The organism is Sporofaciens sp. SGI.106 (assembly GCF_050314255.1).
In the GTDB taxonomy this organism is placed as follows: Bacteria; Bacillota; Clostridia; order Lachnospirales; family Lachnospiraceae; genus Claveliimonas.
This window is the reverse complement of the sequence record NZ_JBNPMZ010000001.1, coordinates 293493-315785: the sequence shown is the minus strand read 5'-3', so window position 1 is coordinate 315785 and position 22293 is coordinate 293493. Positions and strand designations below refer to the sequence as shown.

At 42.9% G+C, this 22293-nt stretch carries 16 protein-coding genes; 14 read left to right on the top strand and 2 right to left on the bottom strand.

The window, feature by feature from the left end; translation table 11 throughout:
• Positions 1-255 precede the first annotated feature (255 nt).
• From ACQRCC_RS01555 to ACQRCC_RS01535, 5 genes are all read left to right on the top strand, one after another.
• Positions 256-1521 carry an SLC13 family permease gene (locus ACQRCC_RS01555; protein ID WP_427849046.1) on the top strand — a complete coding sequence of 422 codons (1266 nt, stop codon included), beginning with the start codon at positions 256-258 and terminating at the stop codon, positions 1519-1521.
• A gap of 44 nt (positions 1522-1565) precedes the next feature.
• Positions 1566-2465 carry a L(+)-tartrate dehydratase subunit alpha gene (gene ttdA / locus ACQRCC_RS01550; protein ID WP_427849045.1) on the top strand — a complete coding sequence of 300 codons (900 nt, stop codon included), beginning with the start codon at positions 1566-1568 and terminating at the stop codon, positions 2463-2465.
• Entirely contained in the window at positions 2465-3091 is a 627-nt protein-coding gene (gene ttdB / locus ACQRCC_RS01545; RefSeq protein WP_427849044.1) for a L(+)-tartrate dehydratase subunit beta, read from the top strand. The genes ttdA and ttdB overlap by 1 nt, the downstream gene beginning before the upstream one ends.
• Positions 3092-3282: 191 nt before the next feature.
• Positions 3283-4689: an MATE family efflux transporter gene (locus ACQRCC_RS01540; RefSeq protein WP_427849043.1), complete on the top strand. Its 1407-nt coding sequence runs from the start codon at positions 3283-3285 to the stop codon at positions 4687-4689.
• Positions 4689-5267, top strand: a complete 579-nt coding sequence (locus tag ACQRCC_RS01535) for an AAA family ATPase (RefSeq protein WP_427849042.1) — start codon at positions 4689-4691, stop codon at positions 5265-5267. The genes ACQRCC_RS01540 and ACQRCC_RS01535 overlap by 1 nt, the downstream gene beginning before the upstream one ends.
• Positions 5268-5381: 114 nt before the next feature.
• Here the strand turns inward: ACQRCC_RS01535 and ACQRCC_RS01530 are convergent, their stop codons facing one another.
• A complete protein-coding gene (locus tag ACQRCC_RS01530; RefSeq protein ID WP_427849041.1) occupies positions 5382-6647 on the bottom strand; it encodes a peptidoglycan-binding protein in 1266 nt (421 codons plus the stop codon).
• 349 nt (positions 6648-6996) lie between these two features.
• On the opposite strand from ACQRCC_RS01530, the gene ACQRCC_RS01525 reads away from it, so the two are divergent.
• From ACQRCC_RS01525 to ACQRCC_RS01510, 4 genes are all read left to right on the top strand, one after another.
• On the top strand, positions 6997-8064 hold the full coding sequence (locus tag ACQRCC_RS01525) for a carbamoyl phosphate synthase small subunit (RefSeq protein ID WP_427849040.1): 1068 nt from the start codon (positions 6997-6999) through the stop codon (positions 8062-8064).
• A gap of 3 nt (positions 8065-8067) precedes the next feature.
• Positions 8068-11265: a carbamoyl-phosphate synthase large subunit gene (carB, locus tag ACQRCC_RS01520; RefSeq protein ID WP_427849039.1), complete on the top strand. Its 3198-nt coding sequence runs from the start codon at positions 8068-8070 to the stop codon at positions 11263-11265.
• A gap of 182 nt (positions 11266-11447) precedes the next feature.
• Positions 11448-11996 (top strand): cell wall hydrolase, encoded by a 549-nt coding sequence (locus ACQRCC_RS01515; protein WP_427849038.1) that lies wholly within the window; start codon positions 11448-11450, stop codon positions 11994-11996.
• A gap of 155 nt (positions 11997-12151) precedes the next feature.
• Positions 12152-12496: a cupin domain-containing protein gene (locus tag ACQRCC_RS01510; RefSeq protein WP_427849037.1), complete on the top strand. Its 345-nt coding sequence runs from the start codon at positions 12152-12154 to the stop codon at positions 12494-12496.
• A gap of 126 nt (positions 12497-12622) precedes the next feature.
• On the opposite strand, the gene ACQRCC_RS01505 is transcribed toward ACQRCC_RS01510, so the two are convergent.
• A complete protein-coding gene (locus ACQRCC_RS01505) occupies positions 12623-13735 on the bottom strand; it encodes a pyridoxal phosphate-dependent aminotransferase (RefSeq protein WP_427849036.1) in 1113 nt (370 codons plus the stop codon).
• 147 nt (positions 13736-13882) lie between these two features.
• Between ACQRCC_RS01505 and ACQRCC_RS01500 the strand changes: the two genes are divergently transcribed.
• From ACQRCC_RS01500 to purB, 5 genes are all read left to right on the top strand, one after another.
• Positions 13883-17179 carry a DUF5717 family protein gene (locus tag ACQRCC_RS01500; protein WP_427849035.1) on the top strand — a complete coding sequence of 1099 codons (3297 nt, stop codon included), beginning with the start codon at positions 13883-13885 and terminating at the stop codon, positions 17177-17179.
• Between the two features lie 15 nt (positions 17180-17194).
• Entirely contained in the window at positions 17195-18478 is a 1284-nt protein-coding gene (locus ACQRCC_RS01495) for a DUF5716 family protein (RefSeq protein WP_427849034.1), read from the top strand.
• A complete protein-coding gene (locus ACQRCC_RS01490; RefSeq protein WP_427849033.1) occupies positions 18453-19220 on the top strand; it encodes a hypothetical protein in 768 nt (255 codons plus the stop codon). The genes ACQRCC_RS01495 and ACQRCC_RS01490 overlap by 26 nt, the downstream gene beginning before the upstream one ends.
• 82 nt (positions 19221-19302) lie before the next feature.
• The gene (gene purF, locus ACQRCC_RS01485) at positions 19303-20730 is read left to right on the top strand and encodes an amidophosphoribosyltransferase (RefSeq protein ID WP_427849032.1); all 1428 of its coding nucleotides are present in this window, start codon (positions 19303-19305) and stop codon (positions 20728-20730) included.
• A gap of 32 nt (positions 20731-20762) precedes the next feature.
• Entirely contained in the window at positions 20763-22196 is a 1434-nt protein-coding gene (purB, locus tag ACQRCC_RS01480; RefSeq protein WP_427849031.1) for an adenylosuccinate lyase, read from the top strand.
• The last annotated feature ends 97 nt before the right edge of the window (positions 22197-22293 follow it).

Below are 22293 nucleotides of genomic sequence, written 5' to 3'. Positions count from 1 at the left end.
TTTTTCTAATAGTATTTTTTTTCGACAGTTTTTAATAAAAAGTAACGAAAACAAGGATGCTGTTTCTTTGGATTATAACATATCTTTTGTAAAAATGCACAAAAATCCCGTTCACTTTAATCTTTTTTTATGGCAGTATAAGTATTCGTAAATGTACAAGTGAAAATCTGTTTTGTATAATAAAACCGTAACAGGAAGTAATAAGAGCGGCCGCCATATTACTCGATAAAATGAATAAGGATTGGGGGAAAGAAAATGAGTCCATCTACAATTACTTTACTTTTTCTCCTGTTTGCAGTCGTAATGTTCGTGCTGGAAAAGATTCCGCTGGGTGTTACTTCGATGATCGTCTGTATCGGACTGGTCGTAACGGGAGTGCTGGATGTCAAAACAGCTTTTGCGGGATTTATAGACAGCAATGTTATTCTGTTTGTGGCAATGTTTATCATTGGAGGTGCATTGTTTGAAACAGGAATGGCTAATAAAATTGGCGGCATTGTAACGAAATTTGCAAAGACAGAGCGAATGCTGATCATAGCAATTATGATCATAGTAGGATTAATGAGTGGAGTCCTGTCAAATACAGGAACAGCAGCCGTTCTGATTCCGGTGGTTATCGGTATTGCGGCAAAATCCGGGTACAAGAGATCACGTTTACTGATGCCGCTGGTATTTGCCGCGGCAATGGGAGGAAATCTTTCCCTGATCGGGGCTCCCGGAAATCTGATCGCACAGAGTGCGCTGGAAGAACTGGGACTTGGCTTCGGGTTCTTTGAATACGCTATTGTGGGATTGCCTATTCTGATCGTGGGAATTATTTTCTATGCTACCATCGGATATAAACTTCTACCAAATCATGATGTGAAAAATGATGGTGCATTTGACACACAGAAGGATTTCAGTGATGTTCCGGCATGGAAACAGTGGTTATCATTGATTATTCTGGTCTTTACACTGCTTGCGATGATTTTTGAAGATCAGATAGGTATCAAGCTCTGTATTTCCGGAGGAATTGGAGCACTGCTTCTGATTCTCACAGGAGTTATTTCAGAGAAGGATGCATTAAAATCCATTGATCTTAAAACGATTTTTCTGTTTGGTGGAACCCTTTCGCTTGCAGCAGCCCTGCAGAGTACAGGAGCCGGTGAGATGATTGCCGGTAAGGTAATTGGTGCGTTGGGAGAAAATCCATCACCATACATCCTGACGTTGGTTGTATTTCTTCTTTGCTGTGTGATGACAAATTTCATGTCCAATACAGCAACGACTGCACTTATGGTCCCGATTTGTCTGTCAATTGCCCAGGGAATGGGAGCTGATCCGAGAGCAGTGCTGATGGCATGTGTAATAGGAGGATCCTGTGCATATGCAACACCAATAGGAATGCCCGCAAACACAATGGTAGTGGGAGCAGGAGAATATAAATTCATGGATTACGTAAAAGCCGGAGCACCGCTGATCGTAATCGCAACTATCGTAAGTATGATCATTCTTCCAATTGCATTTCCGTTCTTCCCATAAAAGAAGAAGGATTGAATTCGAATTTATAAGGAGTGAAAAAAGTTATGGATAAAAAACAACAGGTAGAACAGCTTACTAATTATATGGCAAATTTTGTGTCATATATCGGAAAAGTACTGCCGGATGACATTATTGCAAAGCTGGACGAGCTTGCCGAAAAAGAAGACAGCCCGCTTTCAAAAGTAATCTATCAGACAATGAAGAAGAACCAGCTACTGGCAAAGGAACTGAACAGACCAAGCTGTCAGGATACGGGTGTACTGCAGTTCTGGGTAAAATGCGGAACAGCATTTCCTCTGATCGGTGAACTGGAAGCACTGTTAAAAGAAGCAGTTGTAAAAGCAACCTTTGAGGCACCTCTTCGCCACAACAGTGTAGAAACCTTTGATGAGTATAATACGGGAAAGAATGTAGGAAAAGGAACACCGACCGTATTCTGGGATATTGTTCCAGACAGTGACCAGTGCGAAATCTATGCATACATGGCAGGCGGCGGATGTACCCTTCCGGGAAAAGCCATGGTTCTGATGCCGGGGGCAGGATACGAAGGAGTTACAAAATTCGTTATGGACGTTATGACGTCCTATGGACTTAATGCATGTCCTCCGCTTCTTGTAGGTGTAGGCGTAGCAACATCTGTTGAGACAGCAGCGCTGCTTTCTAAGAAAGCACTGATGAGACCACTGGGAAGTCACAATGAAAATGAACGTGCCGCTTCTATGGAAAAACTGTTGGAAGACGGAATCAACGCAATCGGCCTCGGACCTCAGGGAATGGGAGGAAAATATTCCGTAATGGGTGTCCATATTGAAAATACAGCAAGACATCCGTCTGCAATCGGAGTTGCGGTAAATGTTGGATGCTGGTCGCACAGAAGAGGGCACATTATTTTCGATAAAGATCTCAACTATACAATCACGACACATTCGGGGGTGGAATTATAATGTTAGAAATCAAAGATGGAAAGAAAATCCTTACAACGCCAATATCAGCTGATGATCTGGCAGATATCCATATTGGAGATATCGTATATTTGAACGGAAGCATGACAACCTGCAGAGATGTGGCACACAGAAGACTGGTGGAAGCCGGACGTGAGCTTCCCGTTGATGTGAGAGATGCGGCAATTTTCCATGCAGGACCGATTATCCGTCCACTGGAAAATGACAAGTTCGAAATGGTATCCGTTGGACCTACTACCAGTATGCGCATGGAGAAATTTGAAAAAGAATTTGTTGAAAAAACAGGTGTAAAAGTAATCATCGGCAAGGGCGGCATGGGACCGAACACAGAATATGCCTGCAAGAATTACAAAGCGATTCATTGTGTATTCCCTGCCGGAAATGCTGTTGTGGCAGCTACCGAAGTAGAGGAGATCATAGATGCACAGTGGCGTGATCTGGGTATGCCGGAAACCTTATGGCATTGCCGTGTAAAAGAATTCGGACCTCTTATTGTATCCATTGATACAGAGGGACGAAACCTCTTTGAAGAGAATAAAGTAATCTTCAATGAAAGAAAAGACAAAGCAATTGAAGAAATCTGTAAACACGTAAGCTTTATAAAGTAATCCATAAATAAAAAACTAAAACTATTTTTTCTGCCAAAAAAAGTTTTTTGTTCAAAATTACCTTTGAAAAATCCATAGGATTTTTGATATAATTTAAAAACAACAAGAGCGTGTAGCCTGTGGCGTAAATCCAGCGTCATAGGTTTACACGCTCTTATTTTGTTAAAAAATGCGAAAGAAAGGTGAAACAAATGGAATCAAATTCAAATCAGTTTCTGGGGGAGGAGCGCATCGGAAATATGATGCGTCAGTATGCGATCCCCTGTATTATTTCTCTTCTGGTTGGGGCGCTTTACAATATCGTGGATCAGATATTTATTGCCAATGCCAGTTATCTGGGGTCTTACGGAAATGCGGCTAACACGGTGGTATTTCCGCTGACGGTGGTTGCCCTTGCCATCGCCGTCATGATTGGAGACGGATGTTGTGCTTTTGTAAGCATTTCTCTGGGGAAAAATGAATTAGAGACGGCGAAGAGGAGCGTAGGAAACTCTGTGGTGATGATTGTTATAAGCAGCATTCTCTTAACTGCGATTTATCTGTTCTCTTCGAATCAGATTATTTCTATGTTTGGAGGTACCGTTAATGCAGAAACATTTCATCACTCGAAGGAGTATTTTTTCTATATTTCTCTTGGAATACCGTTTTATATGTTTGGGCAGGCCATGAATCCCATTATACGAGCGGATGGCAATCCGAAATTTGCCATGGTTTCTACGCTGGCAGGTGCGGTTATTAATATTATACTTGACCCGATTTTTATCTTTATTTTCCGCTGGGGAATGATGGGGGCGGCTGTGGCAACTGTGATCGGGCAGGTGGTTACTGCGGTGCTTGCAGTCTGGTATTTGCTGCATATGAAGATTATCCGACCTTCCGGAGAAAAATATCGTATCAACAGAACAATTTGCACAAGGACACTGGTTCTCGGTATTACCAGCTTCCTGTCCCAGATCAGTCTTGTTGCGGCCATGGCAGCTATCAACAATATGCTTCGAAAATACGGTGCACTGGATCCGATTTTCGGACAGGAAGAATTTGCGCAGATTCCGATGGCAGTTGTTGGAATTGTTATGAAATTCTTCCAGATTGTGATTTCTATTGTTGTAGGTATGGCAGCGGGCTGTATCCCGATTGTAGGATTTAATATGGGAGCAGGACATAAAGATCGTGTGAAGGAGTTATTTACGAAGCTCCTGACTGCAGAAGCAACGGTAGGCGCGGTCGCATTTATTTTGGTTGAGTTTCTCCCGCGTCAGCTAATTGCTATCTTTGGTGCAGCCAATGAAAGCCTTTATTATACGGAATTTGCTGTAAAAGCATTCCGCATCTATCTTTGTATGGTAATACTTGCCTGTGTGAATAAAGCATGTTTTATTTTCCTTCAGGCTATGGGAAAGGCGGCAGCATCAACGGCACTTTCCATGATTCGAGAGGTTGTATTCGGCGTAGGATTTGCAATCCTTCTTCCGGTATTTTTTGATCTGAACGGGGTGCTGTATTCCATGCCGGTATCGGATATATTAACATTTATTATTGCATTATTTTTAATTATCAGAACCTACAGGGAACTGAATGAGAAAGGAGAGTTGGGATAATGAAGAACAGAGTGATTACCATCAGTCGTGAATTTGGAAGCGGAGGTCGTACGATTGGGAAAAGAACAGCGGAGAAACTGGGAATTCCCTGCTATGACAGTGAATTGATTCATGAGATTGCACGGGAAAGTGGATTTGCAGAAAGTTATATCAAGGACGCCGGCGAATATGCACCGGGTGGATTCTTTGCATCTGCGTTTTCCAATCGCGCGTTCGGACCGACAAATGAGGATTATCTGTGGCAGATTCAGTACCATATTATCACGGAACTGGCGGAAAAAGGACCTTGCGTGATCGTGGGACGGTGTGCGGATTATATTTTGAGGGATAAAGCTGACTGCATGAAGGTCTTTATTCATGCAGACATGGATTTCCGTGCAAAGAGAATTGTAGATGTCTACGGGGAAAGAGAAGAATCACCGGTGCAGCGCCTGAAGGATAAGGATAAACGCCGGGCGGCCTATTATCGTTTCTATACGGATATGAAATGGGGGCATGCTCAGAATTATCATATTACACTGGATAGTGGGAAATTGGGAATCGACAAATGTGTGGAAATTTTGAAGGGGCTTTACTGATCTGCTTCCCGTATCAGGAAAACATGGGCGGATGCACGAAATGAATTAGTGCACCTGCCCATTTTTACAATGTTTTCAAATAATGACTGTAGGAGGAAGTGGTTTTCCTGTTCTTCAAACGAGTTCGGCTATCCTTGAAACACCGACATATATTTCCGATATTTTGAACCATGTTCTGTAATCCACAATTCCTGTCGCGGGAAGTCCGAAGACAGACTGGAATTTTCGTACGGCAGCCTCGGTGGCCGGACCATAGATGCCATCTGCGGTGATTTTTGGAATGGCGGGATAGGCTCCGGCTATCACATTCAGCTGCTCCTGCATCTGACGCACTTTCTGTCCGCTTGAGCCAATTTCCAGATTGTATCCCGTCCAGGAGGACGGAATTCCGGAAATAGCTTCTGCGGTATTGATGTACATATCGTCTCCGTAATAATAACGAAGAATTTCTATTGGGCTATAACCCTGATCTCCCAGGGATTTCGATCCCCATTGTGTCATCCAGTTTGGACATTGGACACGCCTTCCGTCGCAGTACTGGGTCAGTATAGGCTGCCGTACATTTGGACGTGAGAGATAGTCGGCAAAGAGCTCATCCACAATAACGGAGATGGTGTCGAAGACGTTTCGCTCCGGTATCCACTTATGGTCAAAGGCGGTGGATGAGGTGATGGTGAAATCATAGCCCTGATTTCGGTACCATTCTGTGTATACCCGGTTAAGGGTGAAAGACATGATTGCCAGTACGTTTGCCCGGATGGTATTTTCCGGCCAGGTGGCATAAATTTCACTGGAGGCTACATTCTTGATGTAGTCTTTGTATTTTACGTAATAATTCTGTGCGGTCGTGTCTCGTGGGCTTCCGTCATGGACGACGATATATTCCGGAACAACGACACGACTTAATACAATTTCTCCGGTCTCATTCACCGGTTTGATTTCATCTTCCGGGATTTTTGGCGGATATACACCATACAGGGTATGTGCCGGAATGACAAAAGTATCCTCCGCTTCTCCGGTGGTATCGATTGGACGTAGCTGTACGTTTTGAAGCGCCGTTACATCTGCCAGAATTTCTGCCCCTGCAATCGTAACAGGTTCGAAACCGGAGGCCTCAATCTGGAAGGTATACTCGGAGTATGGCTGTATATCATTATCAACATCCAGGCTATACTCCACGGGCGGAGCATCCAGTTCAATGGTTTCCGTCTGCCCGGAAGAGTCGGTGGTGAGTTCCTCCAGCTGACTGTCCGGGATACCGGTATAAGAGATGCGGATCGTTGCGTCTGCAACAGGAATTGATGTAATCTCGGATACAATATTAATCTGAAGTCTGCCCTTATCCGGAGTGTCGGGCAGGGAAGAGGTGGGGATATTCATGGTAACTAACCTCGCAACTTCTGTCTCAATTATTATATGCAGTTGATAATAAATGATGAAAATAGTTGTTAAAATGATTAAAAACCGGTTTTTAAAAATTTTAAAATAATAGTTGAAAATGTTACAATCTTGTAGTATAATCATTTCAATTTGTGAAGACATGATTAGTCGAAAAAAATATGACGCAGAATGGCAGATTCAGGCTTTTTCTGTATATGGGAGGTAATAACAAGGCGGTTGTGCTTGCACAAACAGCCTTGTTTTTTTTACACCCGTCCAACCGGTTTTTAGACTGAATGCATGGATTTGTAAAGATAACAATAAATAGATGAAGGGATAAGGTGAACACATGAAAGCATTTCTAATACTGGAAGATGGAACCGTCTTTAAAGGAACGAGTATCGGCTCCACCAAAGACATGATAAGTGAAATCGTATTTAATACCTCAATGACAGGTTATCTGGAGGTATTGACTGACCCTTCTTACGCAGGACAGGCCGTTGTAATGACTTATCCGTTGATTGGTAATTATGGAGTGACGCCGGACATGGAGTCCAAAAAGGCCTGGCCGGATGGATATATCGTAAGAGAATTGTCAAGAATGCCCAGCAATTTCCGCTGCGAAGGAACACTTCAGGATTTTTTAAAGGAGCAGGATATTCCGGGAATTGCCGGGGTAGATACCAGAGCTCTCACGAAAATACTGAGGGAAAAGGGTACCATGAATGGTATGATTACTACCAATGAGAATTATAATCTGGAAGAGATTATTCCAAAACTGAAAGCTTACAGGGTAGGAGATGTGGTTTCAAAAGTCACCTGCAAGGAGAAATATATCTTACCTGGCGATGGATATAAGGTTGCACTGATGGATTTTGGTGCGAAAAACAATATTGCCAGATCTTTAAATGCTAGAGGCTGCGAAGTGACCGTTTATCCGGCCAATACTACAGCTGAGGAAATCATCGCATCCAATCCGGATGGAATCATGTTATCCAACGGACCTGGAGATCCACAGGACTGTGTATCTATAATCGAAGAAATCAGAAAGCTTTATCATACGAATATTCCGATATTTGCAATCTGTCTGGGACATCAGCTTATGGCTCTGGCAAATGGAGGAAAGACCTATAAGTTAAAATACGGACATCGCGGAGGAAATCATCCGGTTAAAGATCTTTCCACAAACCGTGTATATATTTCTTCACAGAATCATGGGTATGCGGTAGAAGCGGATTCGCTGGATGAATCCATTGCAAAACCTGCATTTATCAATGTAAATGACGGTACGAATGAGGGACTTTCTTATATCGGTAAGAATATTTTTACGGTACAGTTCCATCCGGAAGCATGTCCTGGTCCACAGGATTCCGGTTATTTGTTTGACAGATTTATGGATATGATGAAAGGAGCTTAAGCAATGCCTAGAAATAAAGATATTAAAAAAGTACTGGTGATCGGATCTGGTCCGATTATCATTGGACAGGCGGCGGAATTCGACTATGCAGGAACCCAGGCCTGCCGTTCATTGAAAGAAGAAGGGATTGAAGTAGTTCTTCTGAATTCCAATCCGGCAACCATTATGACGGATAAGGATATTGCAGATCGTGTATACATAGAACCGCTGACGGTGGAAGTGGTGGAACAGCTGATTTTGAAGGAGAAGCCGGACAGTATTTTGCCTACTCTGGGAGGACAGGCAGGACTGAATCTTGCCATGGAGCTTGAGGAGGCAGGATTTCTGAAGGAGAATGGGGTGCGTCTGATTGGAACTACTTCCGAGACCATTCGTAAAGCAGAAGACCGTCTGGAATTCAAAGCGACTATGGAGAAAATCGGAGAACCATGTGCGGCTTCACTGGTGGTAGAGGATGTGGAGTCCGGTATTAAATTTGCGGAAAGCATCGGATATCCGGTCGTACTCCGCCCGGCCTATACTCTGGGAGGAAGCGGCGGCGGAATTGCTCATAATCGTGGTCAGCTCATTGAGATTCTGGAAAATGGTCTCCGTCTTTCCCGTGTGGGACAGGTTCTGGTAGAGCGGTGTATTGCAGGATGGAAGGAAATCGAATACGAGGTAATGCGTGATGGTAACGGCAACTGCATTACCGTATGTAATATGGAAAATATCGACCCGGTAGGAGTACATACCGGAGACAGTATCGTTGTGGCACCATCCCAGACTCTGGGAGATAAAGAGTATCAGATGCTCAGGAGCTCTGCGCTGAATATTATCAGCGAGCTGAATATAACCGGAGGATGTAATGTGCAGTATGCCCTGCACCCAGAGACATTTGAATATTGCGTTATTGAAGTAAATCCGCGTGTAAGCCGTTCATCAGCACTGGCATCCAAGGCGACCGGATATCCGATCGCAAAGGTGGCAGCAAAGATTGCGCTTGGATATACACTGGATGAGATTAAGAATGCGGTAACGCAGAAGACTTATGCAAGTTTTGAGCCAATGCTGGATTACTGTGTAGTGAAGATTCCAAGACTGCCATTTGATAAATTTATCAGCGCTAAGAGAACGCTTACCACCCAGATGAAAGCTACCGGAGAGGTTATGAGTATCTGCGATAACTTTGAAGGGGCACTTATGAAAGCCATCCGTTCTCTGGAGCAGCATGTAGACAGCCTGATGTCCTATGATTTCTCAGGACTTTCTGAGGAAGAGCTGCTGGAAGAGCTGGAGGTGGTAGATGACCGCCGTATCTGGAAGATTGCTGAGGCTCTGAGAAAAGGCATTTCCTATGATGCAATCCATAATATTACAAAGATTGATAAATGGTTCATCGATAAAATTGCAATCCTGGTTGAGATGGAGCAGAGATTAAAGAAGGAGGTATTGACAGAAGACCTTCTTCGGGAAGCGAAGAGACTGGAGTTCCCGGATAATGTAATCGGACAGCTTACCGGCAAGACGGAACGTCAGATTCATGATCTTCGTCATGAGTATGGAATTACTGCAGCATACAAGATGGTTGATACATGTGCGGCAGAATTCGCTGCGGCAACACCTTACTATTACTCTGTATTCGGAAGCGAGAATGAGGTAGAGAAAACTCACGATAAGAAGAAGGTGCTGGTTCTTGGCTCCGGTCCGATCCGTATCGGACAGGGAATTGAGTTCGACTTCTGTTCTGTTCACTGTACCTGGGCATTTGCGAAAGAGGGATATGAGACGATTATTGTAAATAATAATCCGGAGACGGTAAGTACGGATTTTGACATAGCAGATAAGCTGTATTTCGAGCCGCTGACTCCTGAGGATGTGGAGAGTATTGTGGATCTGGAAAAACCGGACGGAGCAGTTGTGCAGTTCGGTGGACAGACAGCGATCAAGCTTACGGAAGCCCTGATGAAAATGGGTGTTCCGATTCTTGGTACTTCCGCAGAAAATGTAGATGCGGCAGAGGACAGAGAGTTGTTTGATGCAATTCTGGAGAAATGTGGAATTCCGAGACCGACAGGCGGAACCGTGTATACTGCTGAGGAAGCAAAAGAGGTTGCAAACCGACTTGGTTATCCGGTGCTGGTACGTCCTTCCTATGTACTTGGCGGACAGGGTATGCAGATTGCCATTAATGATCATGATATAGAAGAGTTTATCGGAATTATTAACCGTATCGCACAGGATCATCCGATTTTGGTTGATAAATATCTTCAGGGAAAAGAAATTGAGGTAGATGCGGTCTGTGACGGGGAAGATATTCTGATCCCTGGAATTATGGAGCATATTGAGCGTGCGGGAATCCATTCCGGAGACAGTATTTCCGTATACCCGGCCAAGAGTATTTCTGAAAAAACGAAACGGACAATCGAAGATTATACGAGGAAGCTTGCAAGATCCCTGCATGTAATCGGCCTGATTAACATTCAGTTTATTGTTTGCGGTGAGGATGTGTATGTGATCGAGGTAAATCCACGTTCCAGCCGTACAGTTCCGTATATCAGCAAGGTTACGGGAATACCGATTGTACCGCTTGCAACTCAGGTGATTATCGGACATAAGATCAAAGAGCTTGGATACACACCGGGACTTCAGAAAGAAGCAGAGTATTTCGCAGTGAAGATGCCGGTATTCTCCTTTGAAAAGATCCGCGACGCGGATATCAGCCTGGGACCTGAGATGAAATCCACCGGAGAATGTCTGGGTATTGCAAAGACATTTGATGAAGCACTTTATAAAGCTTTTCTGGGAGCTGGAATTAAGCTTCCGAAATTCAATAACATGATCCTTACAGTAAGGGATGAGGACAAACCGGAGGCGGTTGAGATTGGTCGCCGATTTGAAAAAATCGGTTATCGGATTTTTGCGACCAAAGGAACGGCAGAAGCTCTGAAACAAGGTGGAGTAAAAGCCATTCCTGTCAACAAGATTGAGCAGGAATCACCGAACCTGCTGGACTTGATTCTCGGACATAAGATTGATCTGGTTATTGATACACCTCCGCAGGGAGCAGAGCGATGCAGAGATGGTTTCCTGATTCGCCGCAATGCAATAGAGACAGGTGTAAATGTACTGACTGCTATTGATACCGCGCAGGCTCTGATTACCAGTCTGGAAAACACGGATATCGCAAAACTTACGCTGGTTGATATTGCAAAATTATAAGATTGTTACGACAGGCGCAGCAAAGATTATTGCTGCGTCTTTTATAATAAGGTTTTCAATCCTTCTGAAAATATGAGTGCGAATGTGAAAATTAATAAAATCGTAATAAATGTAATAAAATCGAAATTATTGCGTATACTTTATTAAAACAATATTCATATTGTTTGCAGGAGGAATATGGTATGTTAAATAAAGAAAATAAATGCATAAAGATAAAAGTTGTAAAAACCGTTCTGGCGGGAGTGATGATTGGGAGCGTGGTGACCGGTAACATGACGGTTCACGCATCAGAAATCACTACTTTTACTCGGGTGATGCCATGTATGGAAGTGCAGAATGAATATATACAGAAGATAGCGGCAGAGGCAAGGGCAAAGGAAGAAGCCAGGCGGCAGAAAGAAAAGCAGGATCAGGAACTGATGGCCTCCATCATTTTCTGTGAGGCGGGAAATCAGTCTTATGTGGGACAGGTTGCAGTAGGAGCGGTTGTGATGAACCGGCTGAACAGTGATCTGTATCCTGACACACTGGAAGAGGTTATTTACCAGTCAGGACAATTTGGCCCTGCGGTGACCGGGTGGCTTGATCGTGTAAGGGCAGAATCCGGTTATACGGAATCTGCAATGCAGGCGGCGAAAGATGCACTTGCCGGGGCTAATCCTGTTGGCGACTGCCTTTTCTTTGATCAGGGTGGATACGGCATGCAGATTGGAGCACATTATTTTCATTGAGGACGTAGCAAAGTGCACTTTGCTACGTCCTCAATTGAACTTTGCCCTGTCCCCAATTGCATTTTACCCTGTCCCCAAATGAATGTTGACACATCCCTTTAGTAAGATGTATTGTTTTTATAAGAGTAAAAATACAAGCAAGGAGGATACTTAATATGACAAAAGCAGGAGAAAGAGAGGTTCTCACAGTTGAACGTGCTAATGGGGGTGCAGGCTTTTTGATGAAGGAGCCGTTGATCAGTCCGGAGGAAAGAGGAGAACATTGTGGTTTGTTTGCGAGAGTAACATTGAAACCTAATTGTGAGTTGGGTCATCATGAGCATCATGGGGAGACGGAAACCTATTATATTCTTACTGGAAAAGGCATGTATGACGATAATGGAAAAGCTGTTCCCGTTGAAGCTGGAGATGTGGTCTTCTGTAAGGATGGAGACGGACATGGAATGAAGAATACAGGAGATGAGGATTTATCTTTTGTAGCATTGATTTTGAAAAAGTAACCAGAGAAGAGAGCATGGAATTAATAAAGAAGATTATAGTTGAAATGTCATAATTAAAAGAAGTGCTGCCACAAATGGATTGAATAACAATCTGATTTGAAGCAGCACTTTTCTATTCTTTTGTGTCTAGCTGGGGTTTAGCAATTCACCCAGACATTGTATAAGCCTTGTATTGTCTTCAGGGTTCATGATGCAGAATCGGATAAATTCTCCATTCAGGCTTTCGAAGGAGGAACAGTCCCGTATCATGAGTCCCTGTCGGATAGCGTGTTCAAATACCTGGTGCGAAGTGAGACCTTCTTTCAGTATTTTTACGAGAATAAAATTCGCGTAAGGCCTGTAGTATTTTGCATATTGAAAAGAGTCGAGATAATTGCACATCCGTTCCCGCTCAGACAGGATAAGTTCTCGTGTCTTCTGAATATATTCTGTGTCGGTAAGCATCAGCTCTCCGGCAAGTGCACCGATACTGTTGAGGCTCCATGGATTCTGATATTTTTTCAGAGTGGAGAGAAATGCTTCGTTTCCGGTGATACCATAGCCAAGTCGAAGTCCCGGGGCGGCAAAAAATTTGGACACTCCCCGTATGATCATCAGATTATCATAGCGTTTTGTCAAAGGAATGGCCGTGATGAGTGAAACAACGGGAGCGAATTCTACATAAGTTTCATCAATCATAACAAAGATGCCGCGGTTCCTGCATTCCTGAATGACTACTTCAAGCTCTTCGGCGGTAAGCGCGGAAGAGGTGGGATTGTTTGGATTACAGAGAATCAGAAAGTCAATATCTGCTTCTGCATCCAGGCGAGACCGCAAAGCTTCAATATTTAATCTAAAATCATTTTTCTCTTTCAAATTGAAGAAAGACATATGGCCTCCGGTCAGCGACAGCTCCCGCTCATATTCGGAATAGGTGGGGCCGATCACCAGGGCGTGACGGGCATTCCGGTGGCTGATAAGTAAGGAAATCAATTCGGTGGAACCGTTTCCCGTGACTACGTTCTGATAGTCCACTTCGCAGTAGTCTGCAATGACTTTGCGAAGGGCGGTGTATTCCCGATCCGGATAGCGGGTGATAACATCAAGCTGCTCTGACAGGCTTTTGCGAACTGAATCCGAAAGCCCCAGAGGGTTTACGTTTGCACCGAAACTTACGATTTTTTCTTTGGGAATGTTATAATATTCTTCAATCAATTCCAGGTCGCTGCCATGAAAAGCAGGTGCCTTTTTTTCTTCCATAATATTCCTCCTCGGCTGTAAAATGACATTTATTTTCATACAAATTCAACATTTTCTGCTTCCGGCATTGCTATTAAGGTTGAAACAATGCTATAATCTATTATAGTATGTTTAAATGAAAATGCAATGCAAGAAGAGGTGGCAGGCTTGAAAAATAAGATTAAAAAATTTTCAAAAGGAGACTTTCAGGTAATGCAGCCGGAAATTGTATTTCCGGATACCTGTCTGATTCTGACAATCGGAGAGGGAGAAGTGTTTCATGGAAGTTTTACAATAAAGAGCCTAACTGACGGAACAATAAGGGGACTTGTGTATCCGTCTTCTTTTCGTATGCGCTGTATTGACCAGGGATTTGAGGGGAATCCGGTAAAGGTTGAATTTGAATATGATGGAAGAGGACTTCGCCCGGGACATGTGGAACAGGGAAAGTTTACAGTAGTATGCAGCGGCGGAGAATACGAACTTGCATTTACGGCGCTGATTGAAAAGCCCTATGTTATGACTGCTTATGGCAAGGTACAGAGTACCGATGATTTTAAAAGACTGGCAATCAAGGATTATTCAGAAGCGCAGAAATTATTCCGTTCCCGGGAATTTTACGAAGTGTTGAAATATGAAAATCCGAGAACATTTACCCTTTATGATAATATGAGAAAATGGGCTCTTGACGAGCAGGCAATGGAAGAATTTCTGGTGGGAATCAAGCAGAAGGAATGCATTTTCCTTACCTTATCCGGTGAAGGAATGCTTTTTGAAGATCTGAAGGAAGCAACAAAAGGTATGCTTACAATTATGAAGAATACCTGGGGATTTATGCCGATTTCCATCCGTACGGAAGGAGATTTCCTCAAGGTGGGACGTAGTGAGATTACGACCGATGACTTTGTGGGAAATGTTTATACGATGGAGTTTGTGGTGAATCCGGATAAGCTTCATGCGGGAAGGAATTTTGGAAAACTTAAGCTTGTGACACCGTATGAAATTCTGAATTATGAGGTAGAGGTTCTTCAAAACGGAAAATATACGGAAGACAGACGGGAGATAGAATTCCTGATCGCGCAGATATTAAAGGAATATGTCGCCTGTGAAGCCGGAAGAATTGATGTAAATACCTGGGTGGAGAGCGCTCTTGAAAAAAGTAAAGATATGATACGTTATGCTCCTATGTCCGATGAGCTTCAGCTTTTCCAGGCGCACATTTATATAAAAGGTGGAAGGATAGAGGAAGCAAAATGGATTCTGGAAAATTATAATTATAACCGGTTTGCTGTTGGTAAGGATCCTATGAGCAATGCTTATTATCTCTATCTCACGGCATTGATTCGCAAGACAGGAAGTCATGTGGAGAGGGTGATTGATGAAATCGGGAAGACTTATCTCAGGCATCAGGATTCTCTTCCGATTCTTTTGATGCTGCTCAGTATTGATCCTCAGTATAAGGATCCCTACCGGAGAATTAAGGTGTTGGAGCAGCAGTACTATGGTTATGATGTGAACAGTGTCCTGTTTTATCTGGAATCTTATATCTGTTTTCAGGAGAAGAGTAATCTGTTGAAAAAACTTGGTAAATTTGAGCTTCAGGTTCTGAATTTTGCCACAAAATACCGGTTGCTTAACAGAGAGCTGGCTATGTATGTGGTAAATCTCGCCAGTCAACAGAAGAATTACAGTGAAGGATTGTTCCGTATCCTTGAAAGAATTTATGATGTATTTAAGGAGCCGATGGTATTAAATGCCATCTGTACACTTCTCATTAAAGGAAATAGAAATCAGAGACGGTATTTTATCTGGTATCAGCGGGCTGTGGATGCGGAGCTTAAGATTGCGCAGCTTTATGAATATTATATGGCAACTATTGAAGAGGAAAAAGTGCGTGATGCGCTTCCCAGATCGATTTTCCTGTATTTTATGCATGGAAATAATCTGAATTACCGGAAGGCAGCTTTACTATATGCGAATCTGATTACCTACGAACAGTATGCCAGTGATCTCTATATCAGCTATAGAGAGCAGATGGTGGAATTTGCCTGGGATCAGCTTATGAAACGTCATATCAATGAATCCCTGAAGATTATATATAAGAGATTCTGTACGGAAGAAGAAATGACGGGTGAGCGCCTTGAAGCTATGCGGGATATCTGTTATGCATATAAGGTGACTGCTAAGGCACATGATCTGCAATATGTTCTGGTGATCGAAAAGGACGGTACAGTCAAACAGAGAGTGCCATATCGTGCTGAGGGTACGATTGTATATTTATATGATAAAGAAGCAAGAATTGTCTGGGAATCGAAAGAAGGAAGGCATTTTACGGATTCCATACCTTTTGAGACACAGAGAATGTTTTATGAACCCCGGTTTTTAGAGATGTGTAAAAAATACATGTCACATATGAATAATTGGGGAAAGGAAAGTGGAAAGCTGGAGGTCAATTTCGAAAATATTCATCAGAATGATCTGGATGACTTTGATGAAAAAGAGGTTTTTCGTCTGTGCAGTAAGAGAATCCGGGAGGATAATTATGATGAAGATGAATTCCTGCTGTATCTTTGTTTTGAGTTATTTAAGCGTCAGCAGTATGATAAAGTGACTTTAATGTATCTTGCTAATTTCTATTGTGGCGCGACCAAAGATATGAAGGCTTTGTGGCGGGTGGCTAAAGAATATGAAGTCCCTGTGGCAAAGCTTGGGGAGCGGATTATTACACAGATGCTCTTTTCGGAAGATATGTATGGAGAAGAAGATATTTTCCTGGATTATTATCTTACCGGGAATGCCTATTTCCGGTTAAAACAGGCTTATCTTGCATATGTATCCAGAGAATATGTCGTGGATAACCGTGAGACAGGAAGTACAGTGTTTGAAATTATCCTGAATGAGTTGAAATTGGAAGAAGATCTTGCGGATATCTGTAAGATTGCTCTTTTGCGTTATTATTCTGATAAGGAATATGAAGAGGAAGAAACCAGGATTTTACATCAGATTCTTCGGGAAATGTGTGAAAAACAGCTGATTTTTCCATTTTATCTTTGCTATCCGGAATCCTGGCTGCGTGAGGTTCAGATTTATGACAGAACGATGGTAGAGTATCGGGCTCCGAGGCGGGGAAAGGTGCGGATCATATACAAGATGCGTCGTGGTGATGTAGAAGATCTTGGCTATCAGTCGGAGAGTCTGACACCGGTATATGAGAATATTTATGTCAAAAGTTTTGTCCTGTTTAAGGATGAACAGGTTAAATTTTCTTTTGAAGAAACAAAGGATCATAATGTGGTTGTACAGGAGGAGCATCTTCTGCAGCAGAGAAAAGATATTCCGGCAATTGGTAGATTTGGAAAGCTGAATGCCATGACAGATATGGAGCCTGCGCAGAGAAAAGTGGCCATGCTTCAGTATCAGCAGGAACTTCTTATGGCGGAGGAAATATTTCAGCAGCAGAATTAAAGGAGGAGAAAAGCATTGAAGGGCGGAAAGATATTAGGAATTGAACTGAATGATGAATATTGCCAGATCAGCTATTATGATGATGAGAAACATGAACCGGAGACATTGGAAGTGGCAATTGACAATTATCAGATTCCGCTGATGCTTGGTTACCTGAAGGAGCAGTGGGTATATGGCAAAGATGCCAAACGCCTGTCTGAGGTGGATGAAAAGTATACGGTTTCGAATCTGTATTCCAAAGCTTTACAGCGGGAAAAAGTGGTCCTTGGTGAGAAAACTTATGATGCCATCTGGCTTCTGGCTAAATTTATGCAGATGGCTCTGGAACTGTTTGGCAGTATAGAGTATATTACTTTTTCGGTACCTCATACAGATATTGACATCAGCAAAATGTTAAAGGGAGTAGGACAATTTGTTGGAGTTTCCAAGGAGCGTGTACAGGTGCAGGATTTTAAAGAAAGTTTCTGCCATTATATGTTCTACCAGCCTAAGGAACTCTGGCAGTATGAAGCGGCACTGTTTTATTGTGACCGTAATGAAATACGGGCGTATATGCTTCGAAAGCTGAAAACAGTCGTAGGAAGAGGCACTGACCTCTTCGTGACGGTTGATGAGGTGGCAAGTGCCAAGATGAAAGAGCTGGCAGCGATTTATCCGGTACTGAATGTAGATAAGGCAAAGGATGCGGATGAACGTTTTAAGTCCTTTATTCAAAGCGTATTTGATAAAAAAGTAGTTTCTTCAGTATTTCTTACAGGAGAGGGATTTGAAAACAACTGGTATCCCAATTCTCTGAAAGTTCTGTGTAACGGGCGCAGAGCATTTCTTGGAAATAACCTGTACAGTAAGGGGGCATGCTACGCATCCTATAGAAAAGGCAGAGATTATGAGGAACGTCCCATCTATCTCGATGACTCCAAAATGATGGAGCAGGTTTGCCTGAAAATGCGAGTGCGGGGAAAAGAATGCTGGTATCCTATTGTAGAGTGGGGAACCCACTGGTATGAAGCCGATGGTCAGTGGGAGGTTCTTCTGGAAGATACGTCAGATATAGAGATACACATAGAATCTCTGGCGAGCGGAGAGCTTCAGGCCGAAACCGTGTCTCTGGCAGGACTTCCTGAACGTAAGGATTATGCACTCAGATTGCAGATAAAGACGATGTTTCTGGATGAACAGACCTGTAAGATTACGTTTAAAGATGCGGGATTTGGAGAGTTTTTCCCAGCTACCGATTTTCAGGTGGAAAAGATGATACATTTAGGAGGAAGCAATGGGCAGTTTAATTCTTTGTCATAAAAAGAAAGCAAAACATCCATATGAAATAGCGAGAATACATGTGCGTATTTATACAATAGAAGAACTTTGTTATTATTTTTGCAATAACCTGTATCTGATTGACTATACCATTGTGAATCGTCAGCTTTGTGACTGGCTGGAGAGTGAACTTGAGCTTTATGAACTTGCCAGAGAACTGAGGTGGCAGTTGGAGCAGAATATGGCAATCGAGCAGTTTGTACTCACGATCCTGAGTCATGCGTCTATTTATTCACCGGCAGAGATTACGAAGATTCATAATGTTCTGGAACATTTAAAAAACCAGAATGAGGTGGAACGTGAGAAATTCAAAGCAGACAACCTGCTAAAGTCCGGAGAGTATGCGACAGCAATTCTGGTATATCAGTCAATTATAAATAAGGAATGGGATGATTCCATTGGCAAGGACTTCTATGGTAAGGTGTATGGATGTCTGGGAGCTGCTTATGGAAAAATGTTCCTGTATGAAGAAGCAGCAAAAATGTATGAAAAGGGGTTTCAGGTCTGTCAGGATCCTCAAATGGTAAAAGCATATCTGTATTGTTGTTACAGGTACATGCCGGAAGCGCAGTATGTAAAAATGCTGTCTAACGAGCCGGTATATCTGAGCCTTGATTCTCTTCTTAAGGAACAGCTCAGAAGAATGGGTGAAAAAGAAGAACCGGAATTGACAGATGAAACCTTCGAACAGTGGAAACGGGAATACCGTAAGAATGAAAAATAGATTATTGCTTTTGGAATATGGTTGTATTATAATGAGGTACGTAATAAAATCAGTCATCTAAGAATAAGGAGCATAAACATTCATGAACAAATTTGAAAAAGTGACTACAGGTTTGGGAGAGGAATGTGGTGTATTTGGAGCCTATAATATGGATGGAGACGACGTTGCCTCTACCATATACTATGGGCTTTTTGCATTACAGCATCGTGGACAGGAAAGCTGCGGTATTGCAGTGACGGATACGTATGGGGAACGTAAGGTCCACTCAAAAAAAGGTTTGGGACTTGTCAATGAGGTGTTTAATGAGGAATCTCTGGGTTCATTAAAGGGAAATCTTGGGGTAGGGCATGTGAGATATTCAACTGCCGGGGCATCTAAGGCGGAGAATGCCATGCCGCTTGTAATTAATTATGTAAAAGGAACGCTGGCCATTGCCCATAATGGAAATCTGACCAATGCTGTTGAACTCAGACATGAACTGGAATATACAGGAGCAATTTTCCAGACTACTATTGATTCTGAAGTGATCGCCTATCATATTGCCAGAGAAAGGTTGAATACAAAGAAGGCAGAAGATGCGGTGAAGAATGCCATGAAGAAGATTAAGGGAGCGTATGCTCTGGTTGTAAGTTCACCGCGTAAAATGATAGGAGCCAGGGATCCATTCGGGCTGAAGCCGTTATGTATTGGAAAGAGAGACAATACGTATTTTCTTGCATCTGAAAGCTGTGCCATTACAGCAGTTGGCGGTGAATTTGTCCGCGATGTAGAACCGGGTGAGATTGTGTCTTTTACCAAGCATGGAATTAAGTCGGATATGAGTATGGCAATTGATCCGAAAAAGCATGCAAGATGTATTTTTGAGTATATTTATTTTGCAAGAATGGACAGCACGATTGATAAAGTCAATGTTTATCATTCCCGGATTGTTGCAGGAAAGGCACTTGCAAGATCCTATCCGGTAGAGGCTGATCTTGTAGTGGGAGTTCCGGATTCCGGCCTTGTGGCTGCGAAAGGATATTCCGAGGAAACGGGAATCCCGTATGGAATGGCTTTCCATAAAAACAGCTATGTAGGAAGAACATTCATTAAGCCGAAACAGAGTGAACGGGAATCCAGTGTGAAAATTAAATTAAGTGTAATTGAAGAGGTAGTCCGTGGAAAACGTATTGTCATGGTAGATGATTCTATCGTCCGTGGAACGACCTGTGCAAATATCATCCGGATGTTGAAGGCTGCGGGGGCAACGGAAGTACATGTGAGGATCAGCTCACCTCCGTTCCTGTATCCCTGTTACTTTGGAACGGATGTACCGTCCAATGAGCAGCTGATTGCTCACTCTCATACGACGGAAGAAATTCGTGAGATGATAGGGGCCGATTCCCTTGGTTACATGGAAATCGACAAATTAAAGGATATGGTTGGAGATCTGGGATATTGTGATGCCTGTTTCACCGGAAATTATCCGATGAAAGTTCCGGACAGAGATATCTCACATGCTTTTGACTAAATACAAAAACAAGTAGAGAGAGGTAAAAAACTATGAGCAACGACAGATATCAGAGCCCATTGTCAGAACGCTATGCGAGTAAGGAGATGCAGTACATTTTTTCTCCTGATATGAAATTCAGAACATGGAGACGTCTCTGGATCGCACTTGCAGAGACAGAAAAGGAGCTTGGACTTCCGATTACGGACGAGCAGATTGAAGAATTGAAGGCTCACAAGGATGATATTAATTATGATGTGGCAAAAGAGAGAGAAAAAGTGGTGCGTCATGATGTAATGTCCCATGTATATGCGTATGGACAGCAGTGCCCGAAGGCAAAGGGGATTATTCACCTGGGGGCAACGTCCTGTTATGTTGGCGATAATACAGATATTATTGTAATGTCTGAGGCTTTGAAACTGGTAAGAAAGAAACTGGTTAATGTAATTGCCGAGCTTGCAGATTTTGCGGAAAAATACAAAGATCAGCCAACGCTTGCGTTTACACATTTCCAGCCGGCACAGCCCACCAGTGTCGGAAAAAGAGCTACACTCTGGCTGCAGGAATTTACCATGGATCTGGAAGACCTGGATTATGTACTTGGAAGCCTGAAGCTGCTCGGCTCTAAGGGAACAACAGGAACTCAGGCAAGTTTCCTGGAATTGTTTGATGGAGATCAGGAAACCATTGATAAGATTGACCCTATGATTGCAAAGAAAATGGGATTCGAGCATTGTTATCCGGTTTCCGGACAGACGTATTCCCGAAAGGTAGATACAAGAGTATTGAATGTTCTGGCCGGTATTGCGGCAAGCGCACACAAATTCTCCAATGATATCCGTCTTCTTCAGCATCTGAAAGAAGTGGAAGAACCATTTGAAAAGACTCAGATTGGTTCATCGGCTATGGCTTATAAACGTAATCCTATGAGAAGTGAGCGTATTGCATCTCTTTCCAGATATGTTATGATTGATGCGCTGAACCCGGCAATTACTTCTGCTACTCAGTGGTTTGAGAGAACTCTGGATGATTCTGCAAATAAACGTCTCAGTGTACCGGAAGGTTTTCTGGCAATTGACGGAATTATGGATCTCTGCCTGAACGTAGTGGATGGGCTGGTTGTATATCCGAAAGTAATTGAAAAACGTCTGATGTCTGAGCTTCCTTTTATGGCAACAGAGAATATCATGATGGATGCGGTGAAGGCAGGCGGCGATAGACAGGAACTTCACGAGCGCATCCGTGAGCTTTCTATGGAAGCGGGACGTAATGTAAAAGAAAAGGGTCTTGATAATAATCTTCTGGAGCTGATTGCGGCAGATCCGGCATTTAATCTTACACTGGATGAACTGAAGAAGACCATGGATCCGTCCAGGTATATCGGCCGTGCATCTGTACAGGTGGATGCATATCTGAAGAATGTAATTCGTCCTCTTCTGGATGCAAACAAGGATGTTCTCGGAATGAAGGCGGAAATCAACGTATAGTAGATGATGGGGATTGCTAAAAAAATAGCAATATGCCCAAAAATGTAAATTTCTGATTTTAATACATAAAAATCAAAAGGCGAAAAACCGTGTGTTT

Bases quoted from the DNA above. Each gene is read 5' to 3' on its own strand.
- ACQRCC_RS01555 (WP_427849046.1), top strand. From the start codon at position 256: ATGAGTCCATCTACAATTACTTTACTTTTTCTCCTGTTTGCAGTCGTA.
- ttdA (WP_427849045.1), top strand. From the start codon at position 1,566: ATGGATAAAAAACAACAGGTAGAACAGCTTACTAATTATATGGCAAAT.
- ttdB (WP_427849044.1), top strand. From the start codon at position 2,465: ATGTTAGAAATCAAAGATGGAAAGAAAATCCTTACAACGCCAATATCA.
- ACQRCC_RS01540 (WP_427849043.1), top strand. From the start codon at position 3,283: ATGGAATCAAATTCAAATCAGTTTCTGGGGGAGGAGCGCATCGGAAAT.
- ACQRCC_RS01535 (WP_427849042.1), top strand. From the start codon at position 4,689: ATGAAGAACAGAGTGATTACCATCAGTCGTGAATTTGGAAGCGGAGGT.
- ACQRCC_RS01530 (WP_427849041.1), bottom strand. From the start codon at position 6,647: ATGAATATCCCCACCTCTTCCCTGCCCGACACTCCGGATAAGGGCAGA.
- ACQRCC_RS01525 (WP_427849040.1), top strand. From the start codon at position 6,997: ATGAAAGCATTTCTAATACTGGAAGATGGAACCGTCTTTAAAGGAACG.
- carB (WP_427849039.1), top strand. From the start codon at position 8,068: ATGCCTAGAAATAAAGATATTAAAAAAGTACTGGTGATCGGATCTGGT.
- ACQRCC_RS01515 (WP_427849038.1), top strand. From the start codon at position 11,448: ATGTTAAATAAAGAAAATAAATGCATAAAGATAAAAGTTGTAAAAACC.
- ACQRCC_RS01510 (WP_427849037.1), top strand. From the start codon at position 12,152: ATGACAAAAGCAGGAGAAAGAGAGGTTCTCACAGTTGAACGTGCTAAT.
- ACQRCC_RS01505 (WP_427849036.1), bottom strand. From the start codon at position 13,735: ATGGAAGAAAAAAAGGCACCTGCTTTTCATGGCAGCGACCTGGAATTG.
- ACQRCC_RS01490 (WP_427849033.1), top strand. From the start codon at position 18,453: ATGGGCAGTTTAATTCTTTGTCATAAAAAGAAAGCAAAACATCCATAT.
- purF (WP_427849032.1), top strand. From the start codon at position 19,303: ATGAACAAATTTGAAAAAGTGACTACAGGTTTGGGAGAGGAATGTGGT.
- purB (WP_427849031.1), top strand. From the start codon at position 20,763: ATGAGCAACGACAGATATCAGAGCCCATTGTCAGAACGCTATGCGAGT.